Annotated in this window: 13 protein-coding genes; 7 read left to right on the top strand and 6 right to left on the bottom strand. The window is 52.9% G+C overall.

The window, feature by feature from the left end:
* The first annotated feature begins 129 nt into the window (after positions 1–129).
* From hmsP to NA389_RS14560, 3 genes are all read left to right on the top strand, one after another.
* Complete coding sequence (gene hmsP / locus NA389_RS14570; protein ID WP_001266356.1) at positions 130–2,136, top strand: biofilm formation regulator HmsP; 2,007 nt, start codon at positions 130–132, stop codon at positions 2,134–2,136.
* A gap of 157 nt (positions 2,137–2,293) precedes the next feature.
* A complete protein-coding gene (dctA, locus tag NA389_RS14565; RefSeq protein ID WP_000858228.1) occupies positions 2,294–3,580 on the top strand; it encodes a C4-dicarboxylate transporter DctC in 1,287 nt (428 codons plus the stop codon).
* 219 nt (positions 3,581–3,799) lie between these two features.
* Complete coding sequence (locus NA389_RS14560) at positions 3,800–5,287, top strand: M16 family metallopeptidase (protein WP_001163183.1); 1,488 nt, start codon at positions 3,800–3,802, stop codon at positions 5,285–5,287.
* A gap of 53 nt (positions 5,288–5,340) precedes the next feature.
* On the opposite strand, the gene NA389_RS14555 is transcribed toward NA389_RS14560, so the two are convergent.
* Positions 5,341–6,270, bottom strand: a complete 930-nt coding sequence (locus tag NA389_RS14555) for a sugar kinase (RefSeq protein WP_000037583.1) — start codon at positions 6,268–6,270, stop codon at positions 5,341–5,343.
* Positions 6,271–6,498: 228 nt separating this feature from the next.
* On the opposite strand from NA389_RS14555, the gene pdeH reads away from it, so the two are divergent.
* Both pdeH and NA389_RS14545 read left to right on the top strand, forming a co-directional pair.
* Positions 6,499–7,266: a cyclic-guanylate-specific phosphodiesterase gene (gene pdeH, locus NA389_RS14550; RefSeq protein WP_000595626.1), complete on the top strand. Its 768-nt coding sequence runs from the start codon at positions 6,499–6,501 to the stop codon at positions 7,264–7,266.
* 109 nt (positions 7,267–7,375) lie between these two features.
* Entirely contained in the window at positions 7,376–9,436 is a 2,061-nt protein-coding gene (locus NA389_RS14545; RefSeq protein ID WP_000158671.1) for an AsmA family protein, read from the top strand.
* Between the two features lie 39 nt (positions 9,437–9,475).
* On the opposite strand, the gene NA389_RS14540 is transcribed toward NA389_RS14545, so the two are convergent.
* From NA389_RS14540 to NA389_RS14530, 3 genes are all read right to left on the bottom strand, one after another.
* Positions 9,476–10,798: an MFS transporter gene (locus NA389_RS14540; RefSeq protein WP_001148981.1), complete on the bottom strand. Its 1,323-nt coding sequence runs from the start codon at positions 10,796–10,798 to the stop codon at positions 9,476–9,478.
* 350 nt (positions 10,799–11,148) lie between these two features.
* Positions 11,149–12,177 carry an inner membrane protein YhjD gene (gene yhjD / locus NA389_RS14535; RefSeq protein ID WP_000191228.1) on the bottom strand — a complete coding sequence of 343 codons (1,029 nt, stop codon included), beginning with the start codon at positions 12,175–12,177 and terminating at the stop codon, positions 11,149–11,151.
* Positions 12,178–12,249: 72 nt separating this feature from the next.
* On the bottom strand, positions 12,250–13,149 hold the full coding sequence (locus tag NA389_RS14530) for a LysR family transcriptional regulator (protein ID WP_000358039.1): 900 nt from the start codon (positions 13,147–13,149) through the stop codon (positions 12,250–12,252).
* Positions 13,150–13,781: 632 nt separating this feature from the next.
* Between NA389_RS14530 and NA389_RS14525 the strand changes: the two genes are divergently transcribed.
* Complete coding sequence (locus NA389_RS14525) at positions 13,782–14,384, top strand: helix-turn-helix transcriptional regulator (RefSeq protein ID WP_001196082.1); 603 nt, start codon at positions 13,782–13,784, stop codon at positions 14,382–14,384.
* 5 nt (positions 14,385–14,389) lie between these two features.
* On the opposite strand, the gene NA389_RS14520 is transcribed toward NA389_RS14525, so the two are convergent.
* Positions 14,390–14,746: a glycoside hydrolase family protein gene (locus NA389_RS14520; RefSeq protein ID WP_001120251.1), complete on the bottom strand. Its 357-nt coding sequence runs from the start codon at positions 14,744–14,746 to the stop codon at positions 14,390–14,392.
* A 280-nt stretch (positions 14,747–15,026) separates the two neighbouring features.
* Here NA389_RS14520 and NA389_RS14515 point away from each other — a divergent pair, with 280 nt between their 5' ends.
* The gene (locus tag NA389_RS14515) at positions 15,027–16,616 is read left to right on the top strand and encodes an STY4199 family HEPN domain-containing protein (protein ID WP_000185021.1); all 1,590 of its coding nucleotides are present in this window, start codon (positions 15,027–15,029) and stop codon (positions 16,614–16,616) included.
* Positions 16,617–16,628: 12 nt separating this feature from the next.
* Here the strand turns inward: NA389_RS14515 and NA389_RS14510 are convergent, their stop codons facing one another.
* Positions 16,629–18,278 (bottom strand): alpha,alpha-trehalase, encoded by a 1,650-nt coding sequence (locus tag NA389_RS14510; RefSeq protein WP_000934257.1) that lies wholly within the window; start codon positions 18,276–18,278, stop codon positions 16,629–16,631.
* Positions 18,279–18,596: the final 318 nt, after the last annotated feature.

The following is an 18,596-nucleotide window of genomic DNA, read 5'->3' as shown; positions in this document are numbered from 1 at the left end:
AAGCGCAGCGCCATCAGACGCTATCATTAACCGTTATTCAGAAAAGTCCTTTTCAGATACAGCCTCTCTTAATGCCGCAGCAATCGGGTATACTCAGGCGGCAGTCCGGGATATCCAGGGAGAGTCAATTTGCGCGTCAGCCGCTCGTTAACAATTAAACAGATGGCAATGGTTGCGGCCGTTGTCATGGTGTTTGTTTTTGTCTTTTGCACCGTTTTGTTGTTCCATCTGGTACAGCAGAACCGCTACAACACGGCTACGCAACTGGAAAGCATCGCGCGATCTGTTCGGGAACCTCTTTCTTCCGCGATTTTAAAAGCGGATCTCCCCGGCGCGGAAACCATTCTGGAAAGTATTAAACCTGCGGGCGTGGTGAGTCGCGCCGATGTGGTATTGCCGAATCAGTTCCAGGCGTTGCGTAAGCGCTTCATTCCTGAACGCCCCGTCCCGGTTATGGTGACGCGTCTCTTCGAACTGCCGGTACAAATTTCTTTGCCGGTTTATTCGCTGGAGCGTCCCGCCAATCCGCAACCGCTGGCCTACCTTGTATTGCAGGCGGATTCGTACCGTATGTACAAATTCGTCATGAGCGCGCTCTCTACGTTAGTGACCATTTACTTACTTTTATCGCTGATCCTGACGGTGGCCATCGCCTGGTGCGTAAACCGCCTGATTGTGCATCCGCTGCGCAAAATCGCCCGCGAGCTGAACGACATCCCGCAGCAGGAGCTGATCGGACATCAACTGGCGTTGCCGCGTCTGCATCAGGATGATGAAATTGGGATGCTGGTGCGCAGCTATAACCTCAACCAGCAGCTTATGCAGCGTCAACGCGAGGAGCAAACGGACAACGCGATGCGTTTTCCGGTTTCCGAGCTGCCCAATAAAGCCTTTTTAATGGCGCTGCTGGAACAGGTTATCACCCGCCAACAGACCACCGCGCTTATTATCGTGACGTGCGAAACGTTGCGTGACACGGCAGGCGTGCTGCAAGAAACGCAGCGGGAGATTCTATTACTGACGTTGGTTGAGAAGCTGAAGTCGGTGCTGGCGCCGCGCATGGTGCTTACGCAGGTCAGCGGGTATGACTTTGCCATTATCGCCCACGGCGTTAAAGAGCCGTGGCACGCCATCACATTAGGTCAGCAAATACTCACTATCATTAATGAACGACTGCCCATCCAGGGTATTCAACTGCGCCCAAGCTGCAGTATTGGCATTGCGATGTATTATGGTGATCTGACCGCCGAAGAGCTCTATGGTCGCGCCGTCTCCGCCGCGTTTACCGCGCGCCGAAAAGGTAAAAATCAGATCCAGTTCTTTGACCCGGCACAGATGGAGGCCGCTCAACAGCGCCTTACCGAAGAGAGCGATATCCTTACCGCGCTGGATAACCATCAGTTTGCCATTTGGCTGCAGCCGCAGGTCGAGATGCGCAGCGGCAACGTATTAAGCGCCGAAGCCTTGTTACGTATGCAACAGCCGGACGGTAGCTGGGAATTACCAGATGGGCTGATTGAGCGCATTGAATCCTGCGGCCTGATGGTCACGGTGGGCCATTGGGTGCTGGAAGAGTCCTGTCGCCAGCTTGCCGCCTGGCAGGAGCGCGGCGTGACATTGCCGCTCTCCGTCAATCTTTCCGCGTTACAGCTCATGCACCCTGGCATGGTGTCGGAGCTGCTGGAATTGTTAAACCGCTATCGTATTCAACCAGGTACGCTGATTCTTGAGGTCACTGAAAGCCGCCGTATCGACGATCCGCACGCTGCCGTCGCTATCTTACGTCCGTTACGTAATGCTGGCGTGCGTATCGCACTGGATGATTTTGGCATGGGTTACGCGGGGCTGCGCCAGTTACAGCATATGAAGTCGCTACCGGTCGATATCCTTAAAATTGATAAAATGTTTGTCGATGGGTTACCGGATGATCACAGTATGGTGACGGCGATTATCCTGATGGCCCGCAGTCTTAATTTACAATTGATTGCCGAGGGCGTGGAGAACGAGGCGCAACGCGCGTGGCTGGAACAGGCGGGAGTCAACGTCGCGCAAGGCTTCCTGTTTGCTCGGCCCGTTCCCGCGGATATCTTTGAAGAACGGTATCTGTCGCACGAAAATCCTGATTACAAAAGTTAAAAAAGGTCGCGCTTGTGCGAGTCAGCTCAAACTTTTTAACATTTTTGTTTCAATTATGATCCTGGCGCATTTCTGTCATGTTGTGTGGGTGTTATTTTAAGGCCGCAGGTTACTCATAACCTTACAAGACCTGTGGTTTTTACTTCAAGGACACCCTATGAAAACCTCTCTGTTCAAAAGTCTTTATTTTCAGGTCCTGACAGCAATCGCCATTGGTATTCTCCTTGGCCATTACTATCCTGAACTGGGCGCACAAATGAAACCGCTTGGCGACGCGTTCGTTAAGCTCATTAAGATGATCATCGCTCCTGTCATTTTCTGTACTGTCGTGACGGGCATCGCAGGCATGGAAAGCATGAAGGCGGTGGGGCGTACCGGCGCGGTCGCGCTGCTTTACTTTGAAATTGTCAGTACGATTGCGCTGATTATCGGTCTTATCATCGTCAACGTTGTGCAGCCTGGCGCCGGGATGAACGTCGATCCGGCAACGCTGGATGCGCAGGCGGTGGCCGTTTATGCCGCACAAGCCAAGGAGCAGGGCATTATTGCCTTCCTGATGGATGTTATACCGGGCAGTGTGATCGGCGCGTTTGCCAGCGGCAACATTCTGCAGGTCTTACTGTTTGCGGTGTTGTTTGGTTTTGCGCTGCACCGTTTGGGCAGCAAAGGCCAGCTCATTTTCAATGTGATTGAGAGTTTTTCGCAGGTCATTTTCGGCATCATCAATATGATCATGCGCCTGGCGCCGATTGGCGCATTCGGCGCGATGGCCTTCACCATCGGTAAATACGGCGTCGGTTCTCTGGTGCAACTGGGGCAGCTCATTATCTGCTTCTATATCACCTGTATTCTCTTCGTGGTGGTGGTGCTGGGGACGATTGCACGGGTAACGGGCTTTAGCATTTTTAAATTTATTCGCTATATCCGGGAAGAATTACTCATTGTGCTCGGCACCTCCTCTTCCGAGTCAGCGTTGCCGCGTATGCTCGATAAGATGGAAAAACTGGGGTGCCGTAAGTCGGTGGTAGGGCTGGTGATCCCGACGGGGTATTCGTTCAACCTCGATGGCACCTCTATCTACCTGACGATGGCGGCGGTGTTTATCGCCCAGGCGACCAACAGCCATATGGATATCTTCCACCAGATAACGCTGCTGGTCGTGCTGCTGCTATCGTCAAAAGGCGCCGCGGGCGTGACCGGAAGCGGCTTTATTGTGCTGGCGGCCACTATCTCCGCCGTAGGCCATTTACCGGTTGCGGGACTGGCGTTAATCCTCGGTATCGACCGCTTTATGTCCGAAGCGCGCGCGCTGACTAACCTGGTGGGTAACGGCGTGGCGACGGTGGTGGTTGCCAAATGGGTGAAAGAGTTAGATCACCAAAAGCTGGACGATGTGCTTAATAATCGTGCGCCGGATGGCAAAACGCACGAAATTTCCTCCTAATCTCGCCACTTATGCCCGTAGTCCCTTCCAGGACTGCGGGTGTTTGCGCATAATTGACCCCTGCGCCCAAAGCATACAGCATGATGCTTAGGGATTATTTCACTTCTTCCGTGACATTTTTAGGTTCTCGCGGTCTAACACGAAGTGTTTTTACGTCATATTCAGGCATCCCTGCCGGGGCTGTCTTTTTATTACCAGGATTGTTGATCAGGGGTTCACATGCAGGGCACAAAAATTCGACTCTTAGCGGGCAGTCTGTTGATGTTGGCCTCTGCCGGCTATGTGCAGGCAGATGCGCTCCAGCCCGATCCGGCATGGCAACAGGGGACGCTGGCTAATGGGTTACAGTGGCAAGTGTTGGCTACGCCTCAGCGCCCCAGCGATCGTATTGAAGTTCGTCTCCAGGTTAATACCGGTTCGCTCACCGAAAGTACGCAACAGAGCGGGTTCAGCCATGCGATTCCCCGTATCGCGCTGACGCAAAGCGGTGGTCTGGATGCCGCACAGGCACGTTCTTTATGGCAGCAAGGGTTTGATCCGAAACGTCCCATGCCGCCCGTTATTGTTTCTTATGATTCCACGCTCTATAACCTCAGTTTACCCAATAACCGTAACGATCTGCTGAAAGAAGCGCTGACCTATCTGGCTAACGTCTCCGGTAAATTAACCATTACGCCAGAGACGGTGAATCATGCGTTAAGCAGCGAAGATATGGTTGCGACGTGGCCAGCAGATACTAAAGAGGGCTGGTGGCGTTATCGGCTGAAAGGGTCGGCGTTATTGGGGCACGATCCCGCGGAACCGTTAAAGCAGCCGGTAGACGCAGCCAAAATTCAGGCTTTCTATGAAAAATGGTACACCCCGGATGCCATGACGCTGATTGTTGTCGGCAACATTGATGCGCGCTCCGTCGCCGAGCAGATCAATAAAACGTTCGGTACGCTGAAAGGTAAACGCGAAACGCCCGCCCCGGTGCCGACGCTTTCGCCGCTGCGGGCGGAATCAGTGAGCATTATGACCGATGCGGTGCGCCAGGATCGTCTCTCCATTATGTGGGATACGCCGTGGCAACCGATTCGCGAGTCGGCGGCGCTGTTGCGCTACTGGCAGGCGGATCTGGCGCGCGAAGCGCTGTTCTGGCATATCCAGCAAGAGCTTACTAAAAATAACGCGAAAGATATTGGTCTGGGGTTTGACTGCCGGGTTCTGTTCCTGCGCGCGCAGTGCGCCATCAACATTGAATCACCTAATGATAAGCTCAATACCAATTTGAGCCTGGTGGCGAATGAACTGGCGAAAGTACGCGATAAAGGTTTGTCGGAAGAGGAGTTTACTGCTCTGGTGGCGCAGAAAAATCTCGAATTGCAAAAGCTGTTCGCGACCTACGCGCGTACCGATACTGACATTTTGACTGGACAGCGTATGCGCTCGCTGCAGAATCAGGTGGTGGATATCGCGCCGGAGCAGTATCAGAAGCTGCGTCAGAATTTCCTCAACAGCCTGACCGTCGATATGCTCAATCAGAATCTACGTCAGCAGCTATCGCAGGAGATGGCATTAATTTTGCTGCAACCGCAAGGCGAGCCGGAATTTAATATGAAGGCGTTAAAGGCGACGTGGGATGAAATCATGGTCCCGACAACTGCCGCCGCTGTTGAAGCAGATGAGACGCATCCGGAAGTGACGGAGACACCGGCGGCACAGTAAGCTGCCGCCTGCCGGCCCGGTAAGCGCAGTGCCACCGGGCAAGAGCGAATGACTTACTGCGGCATCGCGTCGTGCGGAATAATGGCCCCACGGTACTGAATCACCGTGCTGGCCGTCAGGTGTCCGCGCTTCGCGGCATCCGTCGCGCTGCCGCCCGTCAAACGAACGGCCAGATAACCGGCGCTGAAGGAGTCGCCTGCGGCAGTGGTGTCTATCACTTTCTCTTTCGGCAGTTTCACTGCCGGAACGTCAATGAGCGCCTCGCCCTGAATCGAGACCAGGCAAGAGTCCGCCCCGCGTTTTACCACCACTTCCTGTACGCCTGCCGCATGGGTGCGGGCAATGACCTCTTCCACCGGTTGCTGGCCCCATAGCGCGTCTTCATCGTCCAGTGTCAGGAAGGCGATATCAGTACATTCCAGCATCTTTTGATAGACCTGCTGCGTTTCTTCGCGACTTGTCCATAAACGCGGGCGATAGTTATTATCAAAAATGACTTTCCCGCCGTTGGCCCGACATTCACGCAATAAAGACAGCAGCTTATCACGGCTGGTCGGGCTTAAAATCGCGAGGCTAATGCCGCTCAGGTAGAGATAATCGAAGGTTGCCAGCGTCTCGCAGATAGCCGCTGACTGCTCGCTCTCCAGCCAGAATTTCGCTGCCGCTTCGTTACGCCAGTAGTAGAAGGTACGCTCGCCAGTATCATCGGTTTCGATGTAATAGAGGCCTGGCAGGCGGTTTTCCATCCGCTGCGTTAGCGAGGTATCCACATTTTCATGCTGCCACGCCTCCAGCATCTGTTGGCTGAAACTGTCGGTACCCAGCGCCGTCACATAGTGAACGGCCAGAGCGGCAGAATCGACCTGACGGGCAATATAAACGGAGGTATTCAGCGTGTCGCCGCCGAAGCCGCGCTGAACATCAGCGCCTTTCTGCGACAGCTCAATCATGCATTCGCCAATCACGGCAATCTTTTTAGACATAGTCGTGAACCTGATCTGTAAAAATTAGCGTTAGTGTGCGCTGTGGATGTTTAGTGGTCAATAATATTAAAACATCGGTCCATTATTTTTTTGAGCAAGTGCGTATTTTTGACAAGTTTCGTGGTCTGTTTTTATTTTGCCAGGGACCGAGGGTAAAGTTCTCTGCCTGAACGCCGATAACCTTTGACGAGTCCGGACAGTCACACTCCCATTAACAGGACAACTGAGATGATAAAGCAGGTTATCCAGCAGCTACGCGTTCCTGATGCAGGTATAGAGAATTTGCAGGAACGGCGCTATTGGCTGCAATGCGAGCGTGCCTATACTTACCAGCCGATATACCAGACGGATGGCCGTTTGATGGCGGTTGAACTTCTCACTGTCGTCACCCATCCTGATAACCCTTCCAGACGTATTGCCCCGGATCGTTATTTCGCGGAGTTAGCGGTTCGACACCGCATTGACGTAGTGAAAGAACAACTTCATCAGCTTGAACAAAAAGCGGATTTTTTCACTCGCCATCACTTATTGGCATCGGTCAATGTCGACGGCCCTACGCTGATTGCCATGCGACGACAGCCGGACATTCTGGCAGCAATGGAGCGCTTACCCTGGCTGCGTTTCGAACTGGTGGAACATATTCGTTTGCCGAAAGACTCCTCTTTCGCCTCAATGTGTGAGTTCGGCCCGCTGTGGCTGGATGATTTTGGTACCGGTATGGCCAATTTTTCAGCGCTGAGCGAAGTGCGTTATGACTACATTAAAGTGGCGCGCGAGCTGTTCGTCATGCTGCGTCAGTCCCCGGAGGGACGCAACCTGTTCACTCTGCTGCTGCAACTGATGAACCGCTACTGCCGCGGCGTTATTGTCGAGGGCGTGGAGACGCTGGAAGAGTGGCGTGATGTGCAGCGTTCGCCCGCCTTTGCCGCCCAGGGCTATTTTCTTTCTCGACCCGTGCCGCTGATATCGCTCGAAGAGGTGATTCTGACCCTGTAATGCCAGACTGTTCCCGTAATACGTGGTATTACGAGGCGCGGTCATCCTCCTTTTTCGTCTGGCTGAACTATCTTTAGGACAGGCAAGGGAAGAAGTGAGGAAATAACACATGACTAAAGCAGGCAAAATAACCGCCGCCATCACAGGGACTTTCTTGTTGTTGATCGCCATAGTGATTTTGTTGATCGCAACATTTGACTGGAACCGCCTCAAACCGACCATCAACCAGAAAGTCTCTACTGAATTGAACCGGCCTTTCGCTATTCGCGGCGATTTAGGCGTGGTGTGGGAACGCCAAAAACAGGAGACCGGCTGGCGAAGCTGGGTACCGTGGCCGCATGTTCACGCGGAAGACGTCATTCTCGGCAATCCGCCGGATATTCCGGAAGTCACGATGGTACATCTGCCACGCGTTGAGGCGACGCTTGCTCCGCTGGCGCTCCTGACCAAAACCGTCTGGCTGCCGTGGATCAAACTGGTGAAACCCGACGCGCGTCTTATTCGTCTGTCCGAGAAAACCAATAACTGGACCTTTAACCTCGCGCAAGACAAGAATACGGACCCCAATGCTAAACCTTCCGCCTGGTCCTTCCGGCTGGATAATATTCTCTTCGACCAGGGGCGAATCGCGATCGATGATAAGGTCAGCAAGGCGGATATCACTATTCTGATCGATCCGTTAGGCAAACCGTTGCCGTTCAGCGAAGTGACGGGAACGAAAGGCAAAGCAGACAAATCCAGCGTGGGCGACTATGTCTTCGGCCTAAAGGCGCAGGGGCGTTATAACGGGGAACCGTTGACCGGTACGGGCAAAATAGGCGGTATGCTGGCGCTACGCAGCGAAAGTACGCCTTTTCCTGTGCAGGCCGATTTCCGCTCTGGCAACACGCGGGTGGCTTTTAGCGGCGTGGTGAACGAGCCGATGAAAATGGGCGGCGTCGATCTGCGGCTTAAATTCTCTGGCGATTCACTGGGCGATTTATATGATTTAACCGGCGTGCTGCTGCCGGATACGCCGCCGTTTGAGACCGATGGGCGATTGGTGGCGAAAATTGACGCCGAAAAGTCATCGGTATTTGATTATCGCGGTTTTAACGGGCGCATTGGCGACAGTGATATCCACGGCTCCCTCACTTATACCACCGGTAAACCGCGCCCTAAACTGGAAGGCGATGTCGAATCGCGCCAGTTACGACTGGCCGATCTTGGGCCGCTGATTGGCGTGGATTCCGGGAAAGACGCTGAGCAGTCGAAACGGTCTGAACAGCGCAAAGGCGAGAAGAATGTTCAGCCGGCGGATAAAGTGTTGCCTTACGATCGCTTTGAAACCGACAAATGGGACGTTATGGACGCCGATGTCCGGTTTAAAGGCCGACGTATTGAGCATGGCGGCAGTCTACCGATTAGCGATCTTTCGACCCATATCATCCTGAAAAACGCCGACTTACGTCTACAGCCGCTGAAGTTTGGTCTGGCAGGCGGCAGTATTGTCTCCAACATCCATCTGGAAGGGGATAAAAAGCCAATGCAGGGGCGGGCGGATATACAGGCGCGTCGGCTGAAGCTTAAAGAACTGATGCCGGATGTGGAGCTGATGCAGAAAACGCTGGGCGAGCTGAACGGCGATGCGGATATTCGCGGGACGGGCAACTCGGTCGCCGCGCTGCTTGGCAACAGTAACGGCAATCTGAAATTATTGATGAATGATGGATTGATTAGCCGCAACCTGATGGAAATCGTGGGACTGAACGTCGGCAACTATATTGTCGGGCAGATTTTTGGCGATGACGAAGTGCGGGTTAACTGCGCGGCGGCGAATCTCAATATTGCGAACGGCGTGGCGCGACCGCAAATTTTTGCTTTTGATACAGAAAATGCGCTGATTAACGTGACCGGTACGGCGAGCTTCGCCTCTGAACAGCTCGATTTAACCATTGATCCGGAAAGTAAGGGGATTCGTATTATTACGCTGCGATCGCCGCTTTACGTGCGCGGGACATTTAAAAATCCGCAGGCGGGCGTCAAGCCCGGCCCGCTGATTGCGCGCGGCGCGGTTGCAGCAGCGCTGGCGACGTTGGTAACGCCCGCCGCCGCGCTATTGGCGCTAATTTCGCCCTCTGAAGGCGAAGCCAATCAGTGCCGGACGATTTTAACGCAGATGAAGCAGTAACGTGAAACGTAGCGCCGGATGACGCCATCCGGCGTCCTATTACAACGCCTGATGACGCGTCTCATGGGTTAACAGCAGTGCAATCAGCGTCAGCGCCGCCATTGACGCCAGGTAAACCCCTACCGCCGCCAGCCCGTAGTGGCTTTGCAGCCATGCGGCAATATATGGCGCGACGGAAGCGCCCAGAATTGATGACACATTGTAGGAAAACGATGCGCCGGTATAGCGCACTTCCGTCGGAAATAGCTCCGGCAGCAGCGCTCCCATTGGGCCGAAGGTCAGTCCCATCAGGCTCAGGCCTAACAACAGGAATACGAATACCAGCGCTGGATTGCCTGAACCCAGCAGCGGGGTAAAGGCGAACAACGCGAAGAGAATGATGAGCGTGGTAATGATGACCATGCTTTTCCGACGGCCAAATGCGTCCGCCAGCAGGCCGGCGACGGGCACCATCACGCCGAAACCAATCACCGCCATCATCAGCATCCACAGTATTTCATTGCGCGGCAAGCCAAGCCCTACCGGCGCGGCGGCAGTGCTGTAAGTCATGGAATAGACGGTCATGATATAGAACAGCGTGTAGGTCGCCAGCATGATAAACGTGCCGAGAATGGTTACGCGGACATGCTTCGTCAGCAACGTGCCCAGCGGTATTTTTACCTGTTTTTTCGCTGCGGCGACTTTCGCAAACACCGGCGTTTCATGCAGCGACACGCGCACATACAGGCCAATAATCACCAGCACCGCCGAGAAGATAAACGGCACGCGCCAGCCCCAGCTCATAAACTGCTCGTCGGTCAGCAGCCAGGAGAGCAACAGGAAGGTGCCATTGGCAAAAAAGAAGCCGATCGGCGCGCCCAACTGTGGGAAGGAGCCATACAGCGCGCGTTTGCGCGGCGGCGCATTCTCCGTCGCTAATAACGCTGCGCCGCCCCATTCGCCGCCCAGCCCCAGTCCCTGACCGAAACGCGCCAGCGCCAGCAGCAACGGCGCGAAAATACCTATCGTCGCGTAGCCCGGTAACAGACCGATAATGACCGTGGAGATCCCCATCGTCAGCAGCGAAGCCACCAGCGTGACTTTGCGGCCTACCCGGTCGCCGAAGTGGCCGAATAGCGCAGAGCCGATCGGACGCGCCACAAACGCGATAGCGAAGGTGGCGAGCGATTGTAGCGTTGCCGCAGTGGGATCGCCCTGGGGGAAGAAGATAAGGGGGAACACGATCACCGCAGCGGTGGCGTAAATATAGAAGTCGAAGAACTCAATTGCGGTGCCGATAAGCGAGGCAATAACGACTTTATTGCGTGAGTTTACCGGAACATGTTCCTGCTCATGGTCGAGTGTTGTGGCGGTTGCTTGCATACTATTTTCTTATTTTTAGCGAACGAATAGCCATATTACGCACAGCAAAAGTTATATTTCAATGTGTAACAAAAGCCAAAAATGGTCAAAAAAAGCGCAAAAAGGGGATAATGTTTAAGCCAGCCATTTTGCGTCTATGAAATGCTTCACATAATTTTAGAATTGGTGGATAAAACTGGTTTCTGGTTAAATAAAAGTTAATTACTGGATTTATATGCTGAAACAATGAGATGAGGCGGAAGGACGTGCCTGATTGTACCGCCGGGTACGCTTTGCTTGCCCGGCCTGGGTCTACACATCAGTAGGCCGAATGACGACGCCGTGCGTGCCATCCGGCAGCAAGCCGCAGACTAGCGTTGCGTTTTACCCGGCATTCGCGGGTCGTCCTTATATTCGGCGGTGGCTATCCAGGCCGCACAGAATAACGTCAGGCGGGCAAAAAAGTAGAAGAATGCCATCAGACCGAGTACGGAGCCAAACGCCGCGCCGGAAGGCGATTTCACCAGTGACGGCAGCGTATAAGTCATAATGATTTTAATCACCTCAAAACCGATAGCGGCGATAAATGTGCCGCGAATCAACGCTTTTTTACGGGGACGATGGCGAGGCAGTCGCCAGAAAATCCAGAAAAAAAGTAGATAGTTGGCAAAAATAGAGATGGCCAGACCGATCAAATGCCAGGCCGGTTTTAACCATTCGATGCTGTCGAGATACAAGGCGGAGATGATCATCTGCTGGGCGGAACCGGCGATGGAAGTAATGGACAGCGTAATGATTAAAGCGATTAATAATCCAATCAGCGAGATAAAATCGCGCAGATATTTGAGCCAGATTTTCTCCTGATCCTGCGGCTTGCGCTCCCAGACGTCCCGTGACTGGGCGCGAATCGCTTCCCGAAGGTTGCCCATCCAGTTAACGCCGGAATAGAGCGCGATACCCAGTCCGACCAGCCCTACCGTGGTACGCTGTTGAACCGCCGTATTAATCGTATTTTTAAGCGTGGACGCCAGCGTAGGATCGCTCACATTCATCAATATCTTGCTGAAAATATCTTCCAGTAGATTAGGGTGCGAGGCGAGGATAAAACCTGCCGCGGCAAAGGACACCATCATTATCGGGATCATCGACAGAAACGAAAAGTAGGTGATAGCCGCGCCAAACTGATTACCCAGTCGATCGTTAAAACGTTCGGTCGCGCGAATGAGGTGGGCCACCATTGGTTGACGCTGAATTTTTTGCATCAGGGAGGTGACGGAATGCAACGCCTGATTTGCCTTTTCGTTTTTTTCCGGGGCGTCATGCGGCTGCGTTTCTATTTTTTGTATCGGGTCGTGCTCCAGTTCCTGAATAGGGCGTTTTACGTCATTTTCCTGCGTCATCAGGTCGGTAGTCCTTCATCATTAATAGAATATGTCAGTATAGCCTCTCCCCGGTGGATGCTGAAAATGCGGCTACTCTGCGGCCTCTTTAATGGTTTCAGTCAGCCATACCATAAACAGGTGTACCCGGCGGGAAAGATTACGGCGATGGGGATAATGCAGCGTCACCGGCAGTGGAGCGGCGCGATATTGCGGTAAAATTTCAATGAGCGTTCCGGCGCGTAACGCCTCCCGTACAGCAATGCGCGGCGTCTGAATGATCCCTAATCCTGCCAGACAGGCCGTATGCCAGGTCTCCGTACTGTTTACCGTTAGCATTCCGCCGGTTTTTACCCACTGCATACCGTGGGGAGTTTCAAAGGCAAAACCCGGTGAAGAGACTCCCGGGGTCAATGAATAATGCACCATCGCATGTGAGGCGAGATCGTCAAGGTTTTCTGGATACCCAAAGCGCGCCAGGTATTGTGGGCTGGCGCAGTTCACTCTTCTCAGTTTGCCAAGCGGGCGCGTCAGTATCCCTGGCGCATGTAACGGCTCTGTACGCACCACGCAGTCGAAATCTTCCCGTAGTAAATCGACCTGTCGATCGCTACTACAAAATTCCAGCGCAATGCCGGGATACTGATGCAAAAAAGTGGGCAGGCGCGGCATGATGAGGCTGTTTGCGAGACATGGCGGTATATCTACCCGTATTTTGCCGCTGATACTGGCGGGATCAGGCTGGAAAAGACCTTCCAGTTCATCCAGGTTACTCAACAGATCTTTTGCCCGTTCGTAGTAAACCATTCCGTCCTGAGTAAGTTGTACCCGCCGGGTGGTGCGGTGGAGCAGGCGGATGCCCAGTTGATGTTCTAACGCTTGTATTTGCCGTGAGACGCTGCCTTTGGGAAGGCCGATATCCTCTGCTGCGCGGGAAAAACTTTCCCGTTCCGCCACGCGTACAAACAATTTCATTGCATATATTTTATCCATCATCAGGCTCTATTATTGTTTTTATTGAAACAGTGACGCTGAAGCGGCTGGTTTTATTGATTTTCTAGCATCTAATAAGCCCTTTCGCAATCATTGCTCGCGTGACGAATACGTCTGATCGCGTTGCGCGGCGGATTTATCGCCTTCCGGCCAGGCTTTTTAGCGCCAAAAAGCCGATAAACGGGACGAGAGCGGTAAAACACGCTGATAGCCGCGGGTGTAGTGGGAGAGAGAAATGCATGTACATACACGGTATTGTCATTGACCCATCGTCGCGGTTTTCAGGCGGATTGATTAATTTTTTTAACAAAATGTGCTACTTTATTTTTTGTAACACATCAGGTGAAAAGCAGATATTTCCTTTGTGACGCGCCAGGCGTACTCTTTATTAAATTAATATTCAAATTAGCCTTGGCTGTTCGCGCTAATAAGATATTCCTTACTTTAAAACGCTAATTTTAGCGAATTCTGTAATCCCGATGTTGAAGCTGTAAATATTCATAACCTTTCCCTTCCTCAACCAATGACTATCGGTAAAATGGCCTATACCAAATGGCGACTTCTTATTTTACCCTACGGGTAATACCCTTCCTCATCTTGAGACTATTATCTTACCCAGGTGGAGAAAAGTAATGCAGGTAATCATGTTTGACAGGCAGTCAATATTTATTCATGGAATGAAAATCAGTTTGCAGCAGCACATTCCAGGAATAAGTATCCAGAGTGTCGGTCAGGCAGAAGAACTCTGGCAAAAAATAGAAAGCGCGCCGGATGCGCTGGTCATGCTGGATAGCGGCCTGGATGCTGAATTTTGCCGCGAGGTGTTACAAAGAACCGCGCAGCAATTTCCGGAGGTGAAGATTATTATCACGGCGATGGATGGCAGTCAAAAGTGGCTGCATGAAGTCATGCAATTTAACGTTCAGGCCGTGGTGCCACGCGATTCTGATGCCGAAACCTTTGTCCTTGCGCTCAATGCTGTCGCTCGCGGGATGATGTTTTTACCGGGGGATTGGTTAAATTCAACGGAGCTGGAGTCCCGTGATATAAAAGCGTTAAGCGCCCGCCAGCAGGAAATTTTACAGATGCTTGCCGCAGGAGAATCAAATAAACAAATTGGGCGGGCGTTAAATATTAGTACCGGGACGGTTAAAGCGCATCTGGAGTCGCTTTACCGGCGGCTGGATGTAAAAAATCGTACCCAGGCCGCCATGATGTTAAATGAATCGAATTAACGGCGTTAAATTCGCAGTCCGCTTATTTCTGGCTGTGAAATATCACCCGTATTGATTAATGATAAAAAACGCTGATGTCCGATGCTGAACATCAGCGCAATAAGCGTTTCGCGTTGAAACCGATCATTAAGTTCCGGCAAACAATTCTGTAGCAGCATATCGCAGCTATTGAGGTCATCCAGCAAGAATGCCTCCGCCTGGTCGGGCGTAATGAACGTCAGCGTCTCATCCGGCGTCAACATATGCCCGTAACCAATCACCCAGTTACCCTGCCGATCGCGATACTTTTCCAGCGACAGACCCTGCCACTGTTTAATAAACGCGATGCAGGCGGAGCTAAAGCGAGATGAAATGTGCGGCATGGCATCTTTCTCATAAAAAGCGCGATTATAAAGTGTGCTGCACGCGTGGCTAGCGGTCAGATGGCCAAACGCAGGCAGGGAAAAGGTCTATGCCGTTCAGCGTCACGCCGCGTTGACAGAATGAAAAACTGATGTTTTTGGTTAGTAACCGATCTTCTTATAAATTTGCAATCATTAAGATTAAGTCACTGAAATGTGGCTAAATCTGTTATATCTATGAAAAAACATAATTAAAAGAAAACGAAGATCTCGTCGCGGGATCGTCTTTTTAGGGAAGATAATGACGAATAGCGCTTCGCAGGCGACACGCGCGCCTTTTGAACATAGCCTGGGGATTATCCGCCAGGCATCAATAGAAATCCTGCTGTTGCTGGGTATTCATACCACAGAGGGAAAAGAGCCCCGGTGGTTCATGGAACAACTTGAGCAGGCGCGTCTTAACCTGGGCGGTTGGGGCGCGGTGGCGAAAAAATTGCGGATAAATGACGCGCAGTTGAGCCAGTTTATGCTGCAACTGCGTCACCTTCAGCAGCATGTTCCCCAGTATGACAGCGGGCAAGAGGTGAGCGAAAATCAACTCCTTGCCGCGTTGCGTTTTGTCACCTCGCTGGAACATCTACGTCAGCAGCAGCCGCTACTGACGTATCAAACTGAGCTGGAAGAACCCGACCAGGAGGCGCATCTTGAGGCGCAGCGTCAGCTTCGGGCGATAGAACTGACGTTAAAAGCGCTTATTGCGCGCGCATGGCCGGATCGGGCGTCGCTGAATCACTACCTCAAGCAACATTTTGGCCCGGACCGTTTGCGCCAGTGGTTAAAACAGGGAGAAGATCAACATGCGCTGGAGGGCATGTTGTTCAGCGAACTGGCGCTTATGGTGGTCGATAAAAAATTGTTTGCCCGTCATTACGTCAGAATTTTTAATGACGCCTCAGCGTTAACGCTGTTCGCCGAGTCGCGCACCACTCTGCGTATGTTTCTGGATGATTGTCGCCTCGCGCGAAACGAGGTTATCGCCAGGCAGCCGCTCACCTCAGCGCAGCTTATGCTGCTAAACGTTCAGTATCAGCAAATCGTTCGGCCCATCCAGCGCGCCTATGCCGAAAAACGTACCCGCGTGAATCCCGCTTCGTTTCTGCTGGCGGATGAACGTGAATTGCGCCAGTTCTGGGAAACCGCGCGGCTTAAAGATCGGCAGGCCGGGGGAGATAAGCATGAGATTAGCGAGGGCATAGAACCACCGCGTAAGCGGCCTCCGCGTACGCCTGAAGAGCGTGAGCAACTTATTTCCGGCGCTTTGTGGGGCGGGGTTGGCGTCATGACGCTGGCGATACTGGCGGGCGCGTTCTGGCTATTTAGTTCGTCGTCGCCAGGCTCCGATAACGGGCAAGCTCCCGCAATGGCGCAGGATGAACCGCCGCGCGAGGCGCCTTCCGCGCGGGAAACGCTCAATCATATGGGGATTACCTGGGATGCGTTTACCATGCGGGCGGCGATAGAGCGCAATGATACGCGGGTGACGGCGCTGTTCCTCCAGGGCGGAATGAACTGGCAGCTCGCGTGGACGGAGCAGGCGTTTGCGGCAGGACATACCGAGGTGCTGCAACTGTTGTTGCGTTATCCCGCGCTGATGGATGAGGTCAAACCCTGCCGACGATTTATCACAACGTTAAGTCATGACATGTCGAGCGGCGCGCCGCTGACCGCGATGCATAAAACCTATTTGCAAACGTTTTGCACCGTTCCGGCTGTTGTGACGCGCCAGCAGCACGATACGGAGCAGGCCCGATTGCGCGCTCAGGCCCGGCCCAGCGCAGACAATAAAAAATGGCTGAAAATTCAGTCAGCCATTTATGATGCGATTCACTGAGGCCGGAGCAGGTTAAGGCTCTCCATAAAGGCCAATCAGGCGGCGCACCACGCCATTGGTCCAGCCGAACCCATCCTGTAGCGGATACTCGCCCCCGCCGCCTTCGCGGGGCGTACCGCCGGAAATATGGTATTTCTCGATCAGTTTATGGTGCTCCTGATAAAAATGGTTCACTGTTTTTAACCAGTTATGGGCGATTTCATCGCCCAGCATATCGTCGCCATACCGTTTGAAGCCCTGAATCGCCATCCATTGCAGCGGTGCCCAGCCGTTCGGTTTATCCCACTGTTCGCCGGTTTCGTATTCGGTCGCCATAATCCCGCCGGGCGTTAACAGACGGCTGCGCACCACATTTGCCAGACGGTCGGCCTGCTCGTGGTTCGCCATACCGACATACAGCGGCACGATACTGGCGGCGGAAAAGAGCGCCATTTCTTCGCGTCGCCAGTCATAGTCCCGATAACAGCCGTTTTCATCATCCCACAGATAATGGTTTACGGCGGCGCGTCGGTCGCTGGCTTTCTGGCGAAATAGCGCCTCGGTGTCACGTTCGCCTTTCAGTGCTGAAATATTGGCGATAGCGCTCTCCAGTTTATACAGAAAAGCGTTCAAATCGATAGGGATAAACTGGGTCGTACGTATGCTGGCAAGCCGGCCCGCATCGCGTAGCCAGCGTGAAGAATAGTCCCAGCCGGACGCCGCCCCGGCGCGCAAATCCCGGTAGACTTCATTGGGTGGACGACCGGAATGTTTTGCGGTTTCGACATCTTCCAGCCAGGACTCGTCGCGCGGCGTGTCGCGATCGTCCCAGTAGCGGTTCAGCAGGGAACCGTCCGGCATCCGCACAACGTGGCGATAAGCCTGGTTGAGTGCCAGCGATTCGGCGCCGTCCATCCAGAAGGCGTATTCCATTTTGAGATGGTCGAGATAACGCCGTGCGCCGCGCACGCCATCTTCTTCGAACAGTTCAACCATCAGGGCGAAAACCGGCGGCTGCGAGCGGCTCAGATAATAGGTCCGGTTGCCGTTGGGAATATGGCCATAGTTTTCAATCATCCAGGCGAAATTATCCGCCATACATTTAAGTAAGTCTTCGCGCCCGCTTTCCGCCAGACCCAGCATGGTAAAATAAGAGTCCCAATAATAGGTTTCGCTAAAACGGCCTCCCGGCACGATATAGGATTGCGGCAGCGCCAGCAGCGAAGACCACGGAATATGATCCTGCGGTTCGCGCGTCAGTATCGGCCAAAGCTGGTCAATATGTTCTTTGAGCGAGTTTTCGGGGTTAGAGACATACTCGCTGGATAAGGTTTCCGGTAGCCAGAAATGGTTCTCGACGAAGCGGCGTAAGTCAAAATCACGGTGGCGTCTGACCTTACGGTAGCGGATCAGGATATCAAGCGGGTCCATCTTCGGCGCGCAGTCCGGGAACGTTTTACTGTCTGGAAACAGTTTTGTTGACTGTACATGCTCGAACAGTTCGAGATACCGATCGGCAGGGGTCAGGGCGTCAGAGGCGGGAAGCCCCTCGATCATCTCCGGCTCCGGTTCCGCCTCGATCATTTCATCCAGCTTTAACTCGCACGGGTCTGTTTCATAAAGCAGATCGACATCAATAGTCAGATCTTCAGAAGGCGTGGGGTTTAATTTCTGGTTGAGCATAATGACAAGGACCTCCGGCTTGCGTCGTAAAAGATACGGGTGTTGCCCGGCTGTCTATTAAGCGTAGACATTCGCTTCGATACCTGAGTGGCAAAGTGTGCGGTAGATCACATTTTGCAATTTACCCCCTCAAGAAAAACACTTCATAAATTACTGAATGATATTGCGAAAATCCTATTTTCATGGCGCCCGTCCCAGACCTAAAATCAGAACATTCGTTTCATAGCGGTATCACTACATCGCCGCATGGCGTGGATTCACAAGCAAAGGTAACGTAAATAGTTATAATACAAGCTATGGCACCATGATAATACAAAT

This window comes from Salmonella sp. NW645 (assembly GCF_051703725.1).
GTDB lineage: Bacteria > Pseudomonadota > Gammaproteobacteria > Enterobacterales > Enterobacteriaceae > Salmonella > Salmonella enterica.
The sequence above is the reverse complement of the archived record's forward strand: the minus strand, read 5'-3'. Positions and strand labels throughout refer to the sequence as shown.

Bases quoted from the DNA above. Each gene is read 5' to 3' on its own strand.
- dctA (WP_000858228.1), top strand. From the start codon at position 2,294: ATGAAAACCTCTCTGTTCAAAAGTCTTTATTTTCAGGTCCTGACAGCA.
- NA389_RS14560 (WP_001163183.1), top strand. From the start codon at position 3,800: ATGCAGGGCACAAAAATTCGACTCTTAGCGGGCAGTCTGTTGATGTTG.
- NA389_RS14555 (WP_000037583.1), bottom strand. From the start codon at position 6,270: ATGTCTAAAAAGATTGCCGTGATTGGCGAATGCATGATTGAGCTGTCG.
- pdeH (WP_000595626.1), top strand. From the start codon at position 6,499: ATGATAAAGCAGGTTATCCAGCAGCTACGCGTTCCTGATGCAGGTATA.
- NA389_RS14545 (WP_000158671.1), top strand. From the start codon at position 7,376: ATGACTAAAGCAGGCAAAATAACCGCCGCCATCACAGGGACTTTCTTG.
- NA389_RS14540 (WP_001148981.1), bottom strand. From the start codon at position 10,798: ATGCAAGCAACCGCCACAACACTCGACCATGAGCAGGAACATGTTCCG.
- yhjD (WP_000191228.1), bottom strand. From the start codon at position 12,177: ATGACGCAGGAAAATGACGTAAAACGCCCTATTCAGGAACTGGAGCAC.
- NA389_RS14530 (WP_000358039.1), bottom strand. From the start codon at position 13,149: ATGGATAAAATATATGCAATGAAATTGTTTGTACGCGTGGCGGAACGG.
- NA389_RS14525 (WP_001196082.1), top strand. From the start codon at position 13,782: ATGCAGGTAATCATGTTTGACAGGCAGTCAATATTTATTCATGGAATG.
- NA389_RS14520 (WP_001120251.1), bottom strand. From the start codon at position 14,746: ATGCCGCACATTTCATCTCGCTTTAGCTCCGCCTGCATCGCGTTTATT.
- NA389_RS14515 (WP_000185021.1), top strand. From the start codon at position 15,027: ATGACGAATAGCGCTTCGCAGGCGACACGCGCGCCTTTTGAACATAGC.
- NA389_RS14510 (WP_000934257.1), bottom strand. From the start codon at position 18,278: ATGCTCAACCAGAAATTAAACCCCACGCCTTCTGAAGATCTGACTATT.